At 68.3% G+C, this 14,268-nt stretch carries 12 protein-coding genes; 8 read left to right on the forward strand and 4 right to left on the reverse strand.

Annotated elements, in window-relative coordinates; all coding sequences use genetic code 11:
- Positions 1–864 (reverse strand): TonB-dependent receptor plug domain-containing protein (locus tag ACYDAT_RS14045; RefSeq protein ID WP_461450859.1); only part of this gene is annotated, 864 nt, incomplete at its 3' end.
- A 121-nt stretch (positions 865–985) separates the two neighbouring features.
- Here ACYDAT_RS14045 and ACYDAT_RS14050 point away from each other — a divergent pair.
- Positions 986–1,366: a hypothetical protein gene (locus ACYDAT_RS14050; RefSeq protein WP_461450861.1), complete on the forward strand. Its 381-nt coding sequence runs from the start codon at positions 986–988 to the stop codon at positions 1,364–1,366.
- On the opposite strand, the gene ACYDAT_RS14055 is transcribed toward ACYDAT_RS14050, so the two are convergent.
- Complete coding sequence (locus ACYDAT_RS14055) at positions 1,357–2,931, reverse strand: glycoside hydrolase family 17 protein (protein ID WP_461450863.1); 1,575 nt, start codon at positions 2,929–2,931, stop codon at positions 1,357–1,359. The genes ACYDAT_RS14050 and ACYDAT_RS14055 overlap by 10 nt on opposite strands.
- On the reverse strand, positions 2,928–3,728 hold the full coding sequence (locus ACYDAT_RS14060; protein WP_461450865.1) for a sulfite exporter TauE/SafE family protein: 801 nt from the start codon (positions 3,726–3,728) through the stop codon (positions 2,928–2,930). The genes ACYDAT_RS14055 and ACYDAT_RS14060 overlap by 4 nt, the downstream gene beginning before the upstream one ends.
- 153 nt (positions 3,729–3,881) lie before the next feature.
- Between ACYDAT_RS14060 and ACYDAT_RS14065 the strand changes: the two genes are divergently transcribed.
- The 3 genes from ACYDAT_RS14065 to ACYDAT_RS14075 are packed head-to-tail and all read left to right on the forward strand — an operon-like array spanning position 3,882 to position 7,998.
- Positions 3,882–5,984 (forward strand): lytic transglycosylase domain-containing protein, encoded by a 2,103-nt coding sequence (locus ACYDAT_RS14065; protein WP_461450867.1) that lies wholly within the window; start codon positions 3,882–3,884, stop codon positions 5,982–5,984.
- Positions 5,981–7,006, forward strand: coding sequence for an NAD(P)H-quinone oxidoreductase (locus ACYDAT_RS14070; protein ID WP_461450869.1), 1,026 nt, complete (start codon positions 5,981–5,983; stop codon positions 7,004–7,006). Before ACYDAT_RS14065 ends, ACYDAT_RS14070 begins: the two co-directional genes overlap by 4 nt.
- On the forward strand, positions 7,003–7,998 hold the full coding sequence (locus ACYDAT_RS14075) for a complex I NDUFA9 subunit family protein (protein ID WP_461450871.1): 996 nt from the start codon (positions 7,003–7,005) through the stop codon (positions 7,996–7,998). The genes ACYDAT_RS14070 and ACYDAT_RS14075 overlap by 4 nt, the downstream gene beginning before the upstream one ends.
- 50 nt (positions 7,999–8,048) lie before the next feature.
- Here the strand turns inward: ACYDAT_RS14075 and ACYDAT_RS14080 are convergent, their stop codons facing one another.
- The gene (locus tag ACYDAT_RS14080) at positions 8,049–9,056 is read right to left on the reverse strand and encodes an AcvB/VirJ family lysyl-phosphatidylglycerol hydrolase (protein WP_461439399.1); all 1,008 of its coding nucleotides are present in this window, start codon (positions 9,054–9,056) and stop codon (positions 8,049–8,051) included.
- Positions 9,057–9,467: 411 nt separating this feature from the next.
- Between ACYDAT_RS14080 and ACYDAT_RS14085 the strand changes: the two genes are divergently transcribed.
- The 4 genes from ACYDAT_RS14085 to cydD all read left to right on the forward strand — a co-directional run bounded on the left by ACYDAT_RS14085 (position 9,468) and on the right by cydD (position 14,236).
- Positions 9,468–11,078 (forward strand): cytochrome ubiquinol oxidase subunit I, encoded by a 1,611-nt coding sequence (locus ACYDAT_RS14085; protein WP_461450873.1) that lies wholly within the window; start codon positions 9,468–9,470, stop codon positions 11,076–11,078.
- A gap of 3 nt (positions 11,079–11,081) precedes the next feature.
- A complete protein-coding gene (gene cydB / locus ACYDAT_RS14090) occupies positions 11,082–12,215 on the forward strand; it encodes a cytochrome d ubiquinol oxidase subunit II (RefSeq protein ID WP_461450875.1) in 1,134 nt (377 codons plus the stop codon).
- A gap of 10 nt (positions 12,216–12,225) precedes the next feature.
- The gene (locus ACYDAT_RS14095) at positions 12,226–12,444 is read left to right on the forward strand and encodes a hypothetical protein (protein WP_461439402.1); all 219 of its coding nucleotides are present in this window, start codon (positions 12,226–12,228) and stop codon (positions 12,442–12,444) included.
- Positions 12,445–12,505: 61 nt separating this feature from the next.
- Positions 12,506–14,236 carry a thiol reductant ABC exporter subunit CydD gene (gene cydD, locus ACYDAT_RS14100; RefSeq protein ID WP_461450877.1) on the forward strand — a complete coding sequence of 577 codons (1,731 nt, stop codon included), beginning with the start codon at positions 12,506–12,508 and terminating at the stop codon, positions 14,234–14,236.
- The last annotated feature ends 32 nt before the right edge of the window (positions 14,237–14,268 follow it).

Below are 14,268 nucleotides of genomic sequence, written 5' to 3' on the forward strand. Positions count from 1 at the left end.
GAACGCGCCGTTGAGGGTCAGATCCTGGACTTGCTGGGTGTTGGGATCGGTAAAGATGAAGCGCCCGGTGGGCGTGGCCGAGGAGCAGTTGGCCAGCCCGGTGCCCGGCACGCAGGCTGCGCCGGATTGCGACCACGCGCCGGAGCTGATCGCGTTCTGCTTGACGTGCTCGAAGTCGATGAAGAATTCGCCGCGATTGAACTTGCCGCCCAGCGAGGCGGTGCCGGTGCTGGTCATGCCGCCGCTGAGCGCGTCGTAGCCGCCGACGTAGTAGCTGACCGCGGCGCCATCCTGGGTGCGCTTGGTGATGATGTTGACCACGCCGCCGATGGCGTCCGAGCCATACAGCGCCGAGGCGCCGTCGGGCAGGATCTCGATGCGCTCGATGATGCTCACCGGGATGGTGTTGAGATCCACCGCCGCGGACACGCCCGAGGCCGAGGACTCGTTCACCCAGCGCAGGCCATCGACCAGGATCAGCGTGCGCTTGGCGCCCAGATTGCGCAGGCTCAGCGTCGCCGAGCCCGAGCCCACGCCCGAGCCATCCGGCGGAAAGCCGAAGTTGCCGGCCGAGTTGAACTTGGTGTTCAGCGCCGATCCGGAGGTGGTCAACTGCTGCAGGATGTCGCCGAGGCTGGTCAGCCCGGTCTGCTGCAACTGCCGCGCGGTGATGGTCATGGTCGGCGTCTGCGTGGCGATTTCAGCGCCGCGAATGCGCGAGCCGAGCACCTCGACCGCTTCGAGCTGCTTGGCATTTTTCTTGTCGGGTGGCGGCGCGGTATCCTGCGCATGCACGAGCAAGGGCAAGGCGAAAACCGCAGCGATGGCGATGGTCAGAGTGCGTTGGCGTAAGGTATGCGACATGATGTTCTCCAGGTGCCGAGAGGACGCCGTGACTTTTATGTAATACGGCCTGTCGAATCTAACGAATACATTACAAATGCGCTACAAAATCATGCCGGTTGTTTCGCGGATCCGTCATGTCATGGCCATCCGAGCGCATGCCGCAGCGGGCTGGCGGCCGCGGCTGTTCGCCATGCTTGTTGCTGCGCTAGTCGCGGCGCTGGCGGCTTGGGCGCGTTACGGGCTGATCGAGCCGCATGTGGTGGCGCAGGCCTGTCTGGCCGGGCAGGGCGGCGTCGCATGCGGCGTGCGCGCCATGCTGGTGCAGGCGTTCAACAGTGGTCTGCTGAGCGCACTGGCGTTGGCTGCGACCGCGCTGGCGCTGCTCTGGAGGCATGTGTCGAGCGCCGCGCTGTGTCTGGCGTTGGGCGCCGCGGGGCTGATGCTGTTCAGCTTTCAGGCGGGTGCGCTGGCGCTGCTGGTGGGCGCGTTGCTGTTGATTCCGGCGGTGCGTCAGGCCTGATCGGGTGCGGCGGATTTGACAGCGCCCAGCGCCGCCCAGGCCAGCAGCGCATTGGCCGCCAGCCAGCACCACGCGTAAGGATTCAGCAGTGCTTCCTGCAGCACGCCAACCATGCCCAGCAGCAGTGCCGCCAGTGCCAGCGCGCGTGCGCGTGGGCCATGCAGCAGCGGTGCGCCGTGTAGCAGGCGCAGTAGCGCCACGCCCAGCGCGATGGGGATGAACGCCGGCAGCGGCCAGTCGCGATAGCGGCCATCGAACACCAGCAGCAGGTCCATGTACACCACGGCGAACAACGCGGTGAAGTTCAGCCGCGCGAGGCGCACGGGATGCCGCAGGTGACCGTCGCGCAGCCACGCGCTCAGCGCATCCAGCAACAGCCACGCGCCGCACAGCAGGCCGGCGCCGAGCAGCCCCCACCAGGTCCATCGCGCGGCGTCCCAGGCTGCCGCCGTGGCCATGCGCAGCAACGCCCACAGCGCCAGCCCGGTGCCGGCACCAGCCAGCGCGCCGCAGGTGCGCGCGGCGCGGCCGCCGCGCCGTGCGCCGATGACCGCGCCCAGCAGCAGCGGCAGCAGCGCCCACCAGGCGCGTGGATCCTCGGTCACGGGACCGCGCCACGCGAACTTGGGGTGAGCCCGTGAATCGTAGATGCCCCACGAGCCACCGACGGTGCCCTCCAGCGCGCGCTTCCAGGGCTGGTCGAAGGCCTCGATCAGGTTGTAGCGCTGATCGTGCGCCTGCGCCCAGGCGATGAAGCCGCGCAGGTACAAGGCCTCGTTGACGCGGCTGGGCACGGCATCGCGGCGCGCGCGCCCGGCGCTGGGCCAGCCGGTCTCGCTGATGAACACCGGCTTGCCCGGAAACGCCACCTGCACGCGCCGCATCTGCCGCGCCATGCGCGCCACCGCCGCGCGCGCGGACACCGGCTTATTGTCCCAGTACGGCAGCATGTTCACGCTGATGAAATTCACCGCTGGCGCCAGCTCCGGATGACGCAGCCAGAACTCCGGCACGTCGGCGTAAGTCACCGGCAGTCCGGTGGCGGCGCGCACTTCGTGCAGATCGCGCAGCAGCACCGATGCGGGCTGATCGCCGCGCAGCAGCACCTCGTTGCCGACCACGATGGCGCGGATGCTGCCGGCGGGCGCGCCGCGCGCCACGGCGAAGGCATGCGCGATCTCGCGCGCGTTGGCGCGCGCGTCCGCGCCGATCCAGATGCCCAGCAGCACCTGCATGCCGTGGCGCGCGGCCAGCGCCGGCACCTGATCCAGACCTTGGCTCACCGAATACGTGCGCACGCAGTCGAAGTGCTGCGCCAGCACGGCCAGGTCATGGTCGATGCGCGCGCGGCCGATGTGCGCATGTTTCCGCAGTGGGCTCTCGCCGGGCAGACGGAACGGTTCGTAGGACACGCATTGCAGCCGCGCCGGGATGCTGCCCGGCAGCGCCACCGGCCACAGCAGCGCGGCCAGCCACAGCAGGCCGCCGAGCAGCGCGGCAGCCAGTACCCCGCACGCGAGCGCCTGTGCGTGGTGCTGCGCGAAGCGCGTGCGTGGCCGACTCATCCGCCGCTGGCGATCAGCACACCCACCACCAGCAGGAAGGCGGCGAACATGCGCTTGAGCGCGGGTCCGGAGAGCCGGTGCGCCAGGCGCACGCCAAACTGCGCGGTGATCATCGAGGCGATGGCGATGGCTGCGGCGGCAGGCAGGTACACATAGCCTAGCGCGCCAGCCGGCAGCGGCAGCGTCGGCGCATGCAGCGCCAGCATGTAGCTGAACGAGCTGGCCAGCGCGATCAGCAGTCCGGCGGCGGAGCTGGTGGCTACCGCGCGCACCGGCTTCACGCCCAGGGTCACCAGCAGCGGCACGGTCAGCGAGCCGCCGCCAATACCGACGATGGCCGAGACCGTGCCGATGCCGAGGCCCGCCGGCAGCAGCCATGTCGAGGTCGGCATGTGCTCCTCACGCACCTCACGCTGGTGGCCAAAGGCCATGCGCCAGGCCATGAACAGACAGAACCCGGCGATCACCCAGCGCAGTACCGACCCACTCATCAACTGCGCCAGATGCGCGCCGATAAAGCCGCCCAGCACCAGCCCCGGCGCCAGGCGCAGCAACGTCGGCAACATCACCGCGCGGCGCCTGAGCTGTGCCGTGGTGGACGCGGCCGCGATGAGCACGATGCCGGCCAGCGAGGTCGCCACCGACACATGCATCACCTCGCTGCCCGGCACGCCCAGCGCCGACAGGGTGAAGCTGAGCGCGGCCACGATCAGCAGCCCGCCGCCGATACCAAGCAAGCCGCCGAGAAACCCGGCCGTGGCGCCGGCCAGCAGATATAGCACGAGGTCGAACACCATGAGATGGCCTTGCGGGGATAGCGTGACGGATGCCGGGAAGCCGTGCCACGCACGCGGAGCGGACACGCGCCGCCAACACACTCGTGGACACTCACGGCAGGCGTGCACGGTAGGCATGCCTTGTAGAATCGCGCCTTCAGGAGAGTATGCAGTATGCCAAGGCTTCGCGCGCGCCGGCAGTGGCGCATCAGGTTCGTGCTGGCATCGCTGGCGCTATGGATGCTGGCTGCCACTGGCGTCGCGCAGGCCGCCGCTGGCGCGCAATTGCAGCGCCAACGCGAACAGTTCGCGCAGGCCTATGCGCTGGCGCAGCAGGGCGATCCGGCATGGAAACATGACACCGAGGCGCTGCAGGATTACCCGCTGTATCCATATCTCGAAGCCGCCTACCTGATGCACGATGTGCGCAGCGCGCGCGCTGCACAAGTACGTGACTACCTTGCGCGCTACGGCGATTTGATCCCTGGCCGCGAGCTACGCCGTGTCTGGCTGGACCGCCTCGCCCAGCAGCAGGACTGGCAGCAATACCTCGCGTTTTACGCGCCGGATCTGGGCAGTGCCTACGACTGCCGCGCACTGCAGGCGCAGGCCGCGCAGGGCCAGAAGCTGGCGTACGGCGGCATGTTCGCCGCGTTGTGGAACGCGCCGCGTCTGCCCGATGCCTGCAACGCGCTGCTGGAGCTGGCGAACACGCAGGGCCTGCTCACGCGCGAACGACTGTGGGCGCGCATCGAACGCGCTGTGCACGGCGGGCGACTGCGCACGCTCACGCAAACGCTGGCGTGGCTGCCGGCCGCGCAGCAGGCCGGCGCGCAGCGCCTGGCGCTGGCACTGTCGGATTCGGCCAGCGCGTTGGCACAGGCCGCTACCTGGCCCGACAGCGCGCATGCGCGCGAGGCGCTGACCCTGGCGCTGACGCGCCGCGCGCGCAATGACGACGATGCCGCGCGCGCGGCCTGGCGGGCGCTGCGTTCGCGCTTCAGCCTGGCGCCGGCGCAGGTCGATCGCATCGAGGCCGCGCTGGCGCTGTTTCAGGCCACCAGCCTCATCCCCGGCTCGCTGCGCGCACTGGAAGCGTTGCCGGCATCCGCGCAGACCCCGCTGACACGCGAGTGGCGCGTGCGCGTGGCACTGGCGCGGGCCGATTGGCCGGCCGTGCTGGCGGCGATCCGCGCCATGCCCGAGACGCAGCGCGACGCCAACGAATGGCGCTACTTCGAGGCGCGCGCGCTGGCCGCCACCGGTGCCAAGGCACAGGCCGATGCGCGTTGGCGCACGCTGGCGCGCAGCCCCACCTATTACGGTTTTCTGGCCGCCGATCAGGTGCAGCGGCCGTATGCGCTGTGTCCGCGCGATCCACCGGCGCGGACCGCGGCCACCGCCGCGGTCGAAGCGGATCCGGGTATGCAGCGTGCCTTCGAGTGGTACGCGTTGAATCGCCTGACCCATGCGCGGCGCGAGTGGGACACGGCCCTGCCCGGCCTCGATCGTGCGCAGCGCTACGCCGCCGTGGTGCTGGCGCACCGCCGTGGCTGGGTGGATCGTGCGATTTTCCTGCTCAATCACGGCGACTATCTGCGTGATTACAGCCTGCGTTTTCCGTTGGCCGAGCGCGCGCGCGTGCTGCGCGATGCGCGCAAAGCCGGTATCGATCCCGCCTGGGCCTTCGCCATCATCCGCACCGAAAGCGCGTGGATCAGCAACGCGCGCTCCGGCGCCGATGCGCGCGGGCTGATGCAGTTGCTGCCCGGTACCGCGGCGCAACTGGCGCGGCGCGACGGTTTGCCATGGGATGGCGCGGCCAGCCTCGATGATCCATCGGTCAACATCGCCCTCGGTACGCGCTATCTGCGGCATCTGGCCGATCGCTTCGGCGCACAGTGGTTGGCCAGCGCCGCCTACAACGCCGGCCCGGCCGCGCTGCAGCGCTGGCTGGACCAGCGCGCCACGCTGGCGCCGGATGTGTTCGTGGCCACCATTCCGTATCCCGAAACGCGCGACTATGTGGAAAGCAGCCTGGCTTTCAGCGTGGTCTACGACTGGCGTCTGCACCAGGATCCGGTGCGCTTGAGCGCGCGCATGCAGCCCTTCGGCAGCACCCATGATGTGTCTGGCGCGCAGGCGCCGCGCGCCACGGTGATGTGCAGCGTCGAGGATCTGGCCGCGCAGGGCGACGCACCGCCGCCAGTCGCGGCCAGCACACAGCCCGCGCCCGCCACCAGCGTGCATGCGGCGGCACCGAGCGATGCGCCATGAGCGCAGCAGTGATGATGCAGGTGATCGAGATCAGCACGCCCGGTGGCCCCGAGGTATTGCGCAGCGCGCAGCGCCCGCGCCCGTTGCCGCGCGCCGATGAAATCCTGATCGAGGTCCACGCCGCGGGCGTCAACCGGCCCGATCTGGCGCAGCGCGCCGGCGCGTATCCGCCACCGCCGGGCGCATCCGATCTGCCTGGACTGGAAGTGGCCGGGCGCATCGCGGCGCTGGGTTCTGCGGTGCAGGGCTGGCGCGTTGGCGACGCGTTGTGCGCGCTGTGCAACGGCGGCGGCTACGCCGAGTACGTGGCCGTGGCGGCCGGGCAATGCCTGCCGCTGCCGCCGGGCTTGAGCATGGCCGAGGCCGCGGCGCTGCCGGAAACATTTTTCACCGTGTGGAGCAACGTGTTCATGCGCGGCCGTCTTGCGCCCGGCGAGGTATTGCTGGTGCACGGCGGCGCCAGCGGCATCGGCACCACGGCCATCCAGCTCGCGTATGCGCTGGGCGCCGAGGTGTACGCCACCGCGGGCAATGCGCAAAAGTGCGCTGCCTGCGAGCGTCTGGGTGCGCGCCGTTGCTTCAATTATCGCGACGACGATTTTGTCGCCGGGCTGCTGGCCGCCACCGGCGATCGCGGCGCGGATGTCATTCTCGATATGGTCGGCGGCGATTATCTGCCGCGCAATCTCGCCGCGCTGGCGGTGGACGGCCGTCTGCTGCAGATCGCCACGCAGCGCGGGCGCGAGGCGCCGCTGGATCTGGCGCTGATGATGCGCAAGCGCCTCACCCTCACGGGTTCGACGCTGCGCCCGCAGAGTGCCGCGGCCAAGGCCGCCATCGCCAGTGCCCTGCGCGCGCAGGCGTGGCCATTGCTGCACGACGGACGCGTGCGCCCGGTCTTGCATCGCGTGCTGCCTTTCGCGCAGGCCGCCGACGCGCATCGCCTGCTGGAGCAGGGCGAGCACATCGGCAAGATCATTCTTGCACTCCATCCCCACGCCACCGAGTCCACTTCGCCATGAATACATCGCGTCTCGCACCGCTGCGTCCGCTGCACCTGGTCATGCTTGGCGGTACCGGATTCGTCGGTACACAGTTGTTGCCGCGCCTGGTCGCGCACGGCCATCGCATCAGCGTGCTGTCGCGCAATCGCGAACAGCACCGCGCACTGACGGTGCTGCCCGGCGTCAGCGTGCACAGCGCCGATGTCTATGATCGCGGCGTGCTGCTGGCGCACCTGCACGGCGCGGACGCGGCCATCAACCTGGTCGGCATTCTCAATGAAACCGGCAGCGCGCGCTTTCGCAAGGCGCACGTGGATCTCACCGCGACGCTGGTGGCCGCCTGCCGCGAGGCCGGCGTGCGCCGTCTGCATCAGATGAGCTCGCTGCGCGCCGGCGAGGGCAAATCGATGTACCTGATCACGCGCGGCGAAGCTGAGCGCGTGGTGCGCGCGTCCGGCCTGCAGTGGACGATTTACCGACCCTCGGTGATCTTCGGTCGCGGCGATGGGTTGGTCTCGCGCTTCGCCGCGCTGCTGCGGCAACTGCCCGTGCTGCCGCTGGCGCGCCCACACAGCAAGCTGGCGCCGGTGGCGGTGGAAAACGTATGCGCGGCGATCGCGCAGTGCGTGGCGTCGCCAGCGAGCATCGCGCAAACCTATGAGCTGTATGGCCCCGAGCTGCTGGAGCTGATTCGCATCGTGCGCATGATCTGCGCCGCCGCGGGGTTGCGCCGCCTGATCTTGCCGTTGCCGGATACGCTGGGCTACCTGCAGGCGCGCATCGGCGAACTGCTGCCGGGCAAACCGATCAGTGTCGACAATTTCAAGTCGCTGGCGCTGGATTCGATCGGTCAGAGTGATGGCCTGGCCGCGCTGGGCATTGCGCCGCAGCGCTTCAGCGCGCGCCTGCCCGAACTGTTGCATCCACAGCACGGTCACGCCGCGCTGCTGGATGCCGCGCGCCGCGTCAGTGGTCTGGCGTCGGCGGACCGTCCGCGGCTCGCGCCATAGCGCACCTCCGGCGAGCGCGTGCCGTGCGGCGCGCCATCGTGATGGCGGGCTCAGCGTACGGCTGATTTGACTGATTTGGCGGGCTGCGCGGGTCGCGCGAGTACTGCGGCGGGACTTGGCGGCAGCAGTGTTTCCAGCGCTGCGCGGTATTCCGGCGCCCAGTTGCGCGGCACGCCGAAACCGTGGCCGACATACGGCAGCAGCCAGGCCTTGGCGCCAGGCACGCCGGCGACGTAATCGGTGGCGAACTGCGGCGCGACATCCTCGTCGATCTCGCCCTGCAGGATGTGCCAGGGCGCGCTCACGTCCGTGTTGCGCACAAAGCTGGGCATGTGCGGTGGATGCGGCGATTTCTGCCAGGCCAGATCACCGGCACCGGGACAGAACGCATGTGTGGTCTCAATCTCCGGCCCGAAGCCCAGGCTCAAGCCGCCTTGGAACGCATGCGGCGCGGCCTGCACCAGCGCGGCATACACCATGGTGGCGCCCGAGGAATAGCCGATCAACAGCACCGGCAGGTCGGCCGGCAGGTTGAGCTGCTGCTTGAGGCTGGTCGCCAGCGCGGTCAGCGTGCCGGCGGCATTGCTACAGGTTCCAGCGGGCCGCGCCGCCAGCGCGTGCAGATACTTGGGTGTGCTGAAGCCGGCCACCCACAAGCCGAGATTCGCGGCGCGGCGCGCCATGCCGACCACGCCCAGGTTCCAGCCGCCATCGCCGGAGAGGAACAAGGCCAGACCGCGCAGCGGCACGTTGGACGGCGGCCCGTACAGCGTCACCGGCCCGACCAGCGGCGCCTGCACCACACCCGCCAGCCAAGGCGTTGGATGCGTCGGGGTGGTGGCGATTGGCGCTTTCGCGCGGCGCGGCTTGCCGACCGCCGCATGCGCGAGCTTGGATGGCGCGGACTGCGCTACTGCGAGATGCGCGGGGACGCGTGGCGTCACCGCCTTGGCGGCGCTGGACGCGGAGGGGGCTGCGGCGAGCGCGAGGCTGGAGCTGAGCAATGCGGTCAGGGCCAGCAGGCGCAATACGCGCGGCAGACGACGGGATGGGCTCACGAATGGTCTCGACGAAGGTGAAGGGATCTGGTGCACGCAGGCCATTTGCGCGCCCGATGTTGTAGGCGCACAAGCTTGCGAAGTGCAAGCAAGCCTAGACCGCGCCGCGCGCGCGAGGTTCCCGTAGCCGCACTTGATCCTGATCAAGTAGCGCGGACGACGGAACGGGTTCAATGCAGCACGTTGTATGGGGAAAGTGAGCTTCCGTGCACGCGAGTGCATGGGGACATGCTGTTTTCATGATGGTCTGCGACAGACTGTCATGCAGGAGCAAGCAAGCGAATATTAGAGTATCGCTTGATAATGAGGTCGCAACGGGCAGCCATGAAGGTCGTGGCCGTTGCGATTCCGGTGCGCCGCCTGCGGGTGTGATGAGCGACGCGTTGCATTTGACCATCGAGAGCAGCCGCCATGATTGATGGAACCGTTGTCGATCTCTCACGCATACAGTTCGCGTCCACCGCGCTGTATCACTTCTTGTTCGTGCCGTTGACGCTGGGCCTGAGCTTTCTGCTGGCGGCGATGGAGACGGTGTACGTCACCACCGGCAAGCCCATCTACAAGCAGATGGCGCAGTTCTGGGGCAAGTTGTTCATGATCAACTTCGCCCTGGGCGTGGCCACCGGCCTGACCATGGAGTTCCAGTTCGGCACCAACTGGTCGTTTTATTCCAGCTTCGTCGGCGACATCTTCGGCGCGCCGCTGGCGATCGAGGGCCTGATGGCGTTCTTCATGGAGTCGACCTTCGTCGGCCTGATGATCTTTGGCTGGGAGCGGCTGTCCAAGGGCCAGCATTTGGCGGTTACCTGGCTGGTGGCGTTTGCCTCCAACCTCTCGGCGCTGTGGATTCTGGTGGCCAACAGCTTCATGCAGGATCCCAAGGGCGCGGCGTTCGACCCGACCACCCTGCGCATGCAATTGACCAGCTTCCAGCAATTGATCTTCAGCCCCGACGCGCAGTCCAAGTTCGTGCACACCAGCATCGCCGGCTACGTCACCGCCGCGATCTTCGTGGCTGGCGTCAGCGCTTTCTACATGCTGAAGAAGCGCCACATGGACCTGGCCAAGCGCTCGTTCCGCATGGCCGCGCTATATGGCGTGATGGCCACCATCGGCGTGATCACCCTGGGCGATGCGCTGGGGTTTGTTGCCGCGCAGGCGCAGCCGACCAAGCTGGCGGCGATGGAAGGTTTGTGGAAGAGCGAGGCGGCGCCAATGCCGTTCAACCTCATCGCTTTCCCGGATCAGGCCCGGCAGGACAACATGGGCGCGGTGCAAATCCCCTACCTGCTCTCGCTGCTGGTCACACACTCCATCGACGGCACGGTCAAGGGCGTCGACACGCTGGAGCGGCAGGCCACCAGGAAGATTGAAAACGGCATCCCTGCGGTGCAGGCGCTGAAGACACTTTCGAGGGATCCCGAGGATCCGGCAGCGCTGGCGCAATTCAAGGCGCACGAAAAGGATCTCGGCTACGGTTTTCTGGTGCAGCGTTATGCGCCCGATCTGAGCAACGTCACGCCGACGCAGGTGCGGGAGGCGGCAAGGGACACCATTCCGCCGGTAGCGGCGGTGTTCTGGGCGTTCCGCGCGATGGTCGGCTTCGGCTTGCTGATGCTGGCGTTCTTCGTGATGGCGGTGCTGTACACGCTGCGCAACAAGGTGCAGGACAAGCGTTGGTTCCTGAGGGCTGCGGTGTGGATGATCCCGATACCGTTTCTGGCCAACGAGGCTGGCTGGCTGGTGGCCGAGCTGGGCCGGCAGCCGTGGACCGTGTTCGGCGTGCTGCCGACGTGGATGAGCGCCTCCACGCACAGCGTCGGCTACATGGCGTTCTCGCTGATCGGCTTCGTGACGTTGTATTCGATCTTCATCGCGGTCGAGATGTATCTGATGGTGCGCGCGATCCGACAAGGACCGGAACAGCATCACGGCACGGGCGATTCGCGTCCGCAGCCGCGTCCCGCGTTGGCGCCACGGCCGCTGCCGGCCGCCGCGCATGACACGAATCTGGAGGGCTGAGTCATGGACATTTACGCAATCCTGCAAGTGACCTGGTGGCTGCTGCTGGGCGTGCTGCTGATCGGCCTGGCGGTGATGGTGGGCATGGACATGGGCGTGGGCGCGATCCTGCGCTACGTCGGACGCACCGATCTGGAACGGCGCGTGGCGCTGAACATCATCGGCCCGCACTGGGACGGCAACCAGGTGTGGTTCATTCTCGGCGGCGGCGCGATTTTCGCGGCGTTCCCGCTGATCTACGCCACGGCTTTCTCGGGCTTTTACGTGGTCATGCTGCTGCTGCTGTGGACCATGATCATGCGTCCGCTCGGCTTCGAGTACCGCAGCAAGGTCGCCAATCCGGCGTGGCGCAATGTGTGGGACTGGGTGCTGTTCGTCAGCGGCGCGGTGCCGATGATCGTGTTCGGCGCGGCTTTCGGCAATCTGTTCCATGGCGTGCCGTTCCACTTCGAGTGGAACATGACTTCGTTCTACACCGGCAGTTTTCTCGGCCTGCTCAATCCATTCGCGATCATGACCGGCGTGCTGTCGCTGGCGCTGGCGGCGATGATGGGCGCGCTGACGATGATGAACGGCGCCGAGGGCGCGATGTACCAGCGTGCACGCGGACTGGCGCAAGTGGCGGCCAGCGCCGCGATCGCGCTGTTCGCCATCGGCGGCGTGTGGGCGCACCTGCTGCCGGGCTACAGCATCGTCAGCGGGCCGGGCGCGGGCGTGCCGCAAACGCCGCTGCAGCAGGTCGTGACCACGGCGGCGGGCGCGTGGCAGTCCAACTTCGCCGCGCAGCCGATCCTGTGGCTGGTGCCGCTGCTGGGCTTCGCCGGCATGCTCGGTGCGCTGCTGGCCGCGCGCGCCCGGCGCTCGTATCTGGGCTGGTGGCTGGGCGCGCTGGCCTGGATCGGCGTGATCGGCACGGCGGGCGTCTCGCTGTTTCCCTTCATGCTGCCCTCAAGCAGCAATCCCTCGGTCAGTCTGACGGTGTGGAACTCCAGCTCCAGCGAACTCACCCTGCTGTGGATGCTGGGCTTCGCGCTGGTGTTCGTGCCGCTGATCCTCTGGTACACCAGTTGGGCGTTCTGGGTGATGCGCGGCAAGGTCAGCGCCGAGAAGATCGCCGAAGACGAACACGCATACTGAGGAGTCCATCATGCGAACCTTTCTGTACTTCCTGTTGTTCATGTTTCTTGCCATCGTGGTCATCCTGATGGCCGCGCTGCTGGGTGATCTGGGCGCGTGGTACTTCGCCTGGCTGGTGGGCACCACCATGATCGTGCTGATCTCGGCCGCCGGTGCCGCGCTGCTGGACACGCAGGAGGAGCGGGCCGCCGCCGAGCATGCCGTCGGCGGCATACGCAAGCAGCCTTGATCGGGCATCATCGCGCGTGACCGACGGGGCCGTTCGCGGCCCCGTCTCTTTGGAAGCAGGCATGCAGGCAGCAAACTGGCTGCGCCGCGAGGCGCGGCGGATTCGCAAACCCTTGCAGCGCTCCGCGCTGGCGACCGTGCTGCAAGCCCTGGCGCTGGTGGCGCAAGCGTGGCTGCTGGCGGACATCCTTGACGCCGCATTGTTCAGGCATGCGCCGCTGGCGCAACTATGGCCGCAATGGTGGGGCCTGCTGCTGCTGGCGCCGCTGCGCCTGCTGCTGAATCTGTATGCGCGGCGCACGGCTTTTGCCGCGGGGCTGGATCTGGGCACGCAATTGCGCGCGCGCCTGCTCACCCGCGCGCAGGCGCTGGGTCCGTTGGGGCTGCGCGCGCAGGCCAGTGGCGATTTGATCACGCGTCTGGTCGATGGCGTCGATGCCGTGCTGCCGTACTTCGCGCGCTATCTGCCGCAGGTCAGTACCGCCGCGCTGGTGCCGCTGCTGCTGGCGCTGTTGGTGTTTCCCGCGGACTGGATCTCGGGGTTGATCCTGCTGCTGACGGCGCCGCTGATTCCGTTTTTCATGGTCCTGGTGGGCAATGCCGCCGAGCGCGCCAGCCGGCAGCGCTACGCGCAACTCACGCGTCTTGGCGCGGCCTTCATGGACGCGTTGGGCGGCCTGAGCACGCTGCGCCAACTGGGTGCCGCCGAGCGCGTGGCGCAGCGCCTGGACGCCGATGGCGAGGACTACCGCAAGCTCACCATGCAAGTGTTGCGCGTGGCGTTCTTGTCGGCGCTGGTGCTGGAATTTTTCGCCACGGTCAGCATCGCCGTGGTCGCGGTGTTGATCGGGTTTCGCCTGCTCTGGCACGAGCTGCCGTTTCACGATGGCCTGTTCGTGCTGTTGCTGGCGCCGGAGTTTTATCTGCCGCTGCGCGCGCTGGGCACGTTGCGCCACGCGCGCATGGATGCGCTGGCCGCGGCGCAGCAAATGGCCGTGCTGGACGATGCGCCGCCGCAAGCCAGCGCACCGCTGGCGGGAGGACATCACGCGCCGCCCGATCACGCGCCCAGCGTGCGCATCGACAACGTGAACTACGTCCACGCTGGACGCGCGGCCGCGCTGCGCGAGTGTAGTTTCGAGCTGCAGCCGCGACGCGTGACCGCCCTGGTCGGCGCCACCGGTTCGGGCAAGAGCACGCTGCTGAATCTGCTGCTGGGTTTCGCGTCGCCCGGGTCCGGTCGCGTGCTGATCGATGGCATCGACCTGGCCGATCTGGACATGACGCAGTGGCGCGCGCGCATCGCGTGGGTGCCGCAGCAGACCCACATCTTCGAGGGCAGCGTGCGCGACAACCTGCTGCTGGCCGCGCCGCGTGCGGATGCCGCGGTACTGCAGCGGGCTGCGACCGATAGCGGACTCGATGCGGTGATCGCGCGTCTGCCGCAAGGCTGGGATACGCCGCTGGGCGAGCATGGTCTGGGCCTGTCGGGCGGCGAATTGCAGCGCCTGGCGCTGGCGCGCGCGCTGTTGCGCGAACACGCGAACGTGTGGTTGCTGGATGAGCCCACCGCGCATCTCGATGCCGACAGCGCGCAGGCTGTCGAACATGTCATCCGCACCGCCACCGCCACGCGCACGGTGTTGCTGGTCGCGCATCGGTTGGCAACGGCGCAAGCCGCGGATCGGGTCGTGGTATTGCGCGACGGGCGCGTGGTCGAGCAGGGCGCGCCACGGGAACTGATGCGCGCGCGGGGTGCTTACGCGGCGCTGCTGCAGGCGGAGGCGCAATGAGCCGTCTACCGCCGCCCGCGCTGCGTCGCCTG

The sequence above is a fragment of the Metallibacterium sp. genome, from assembly GCF_054637675.1.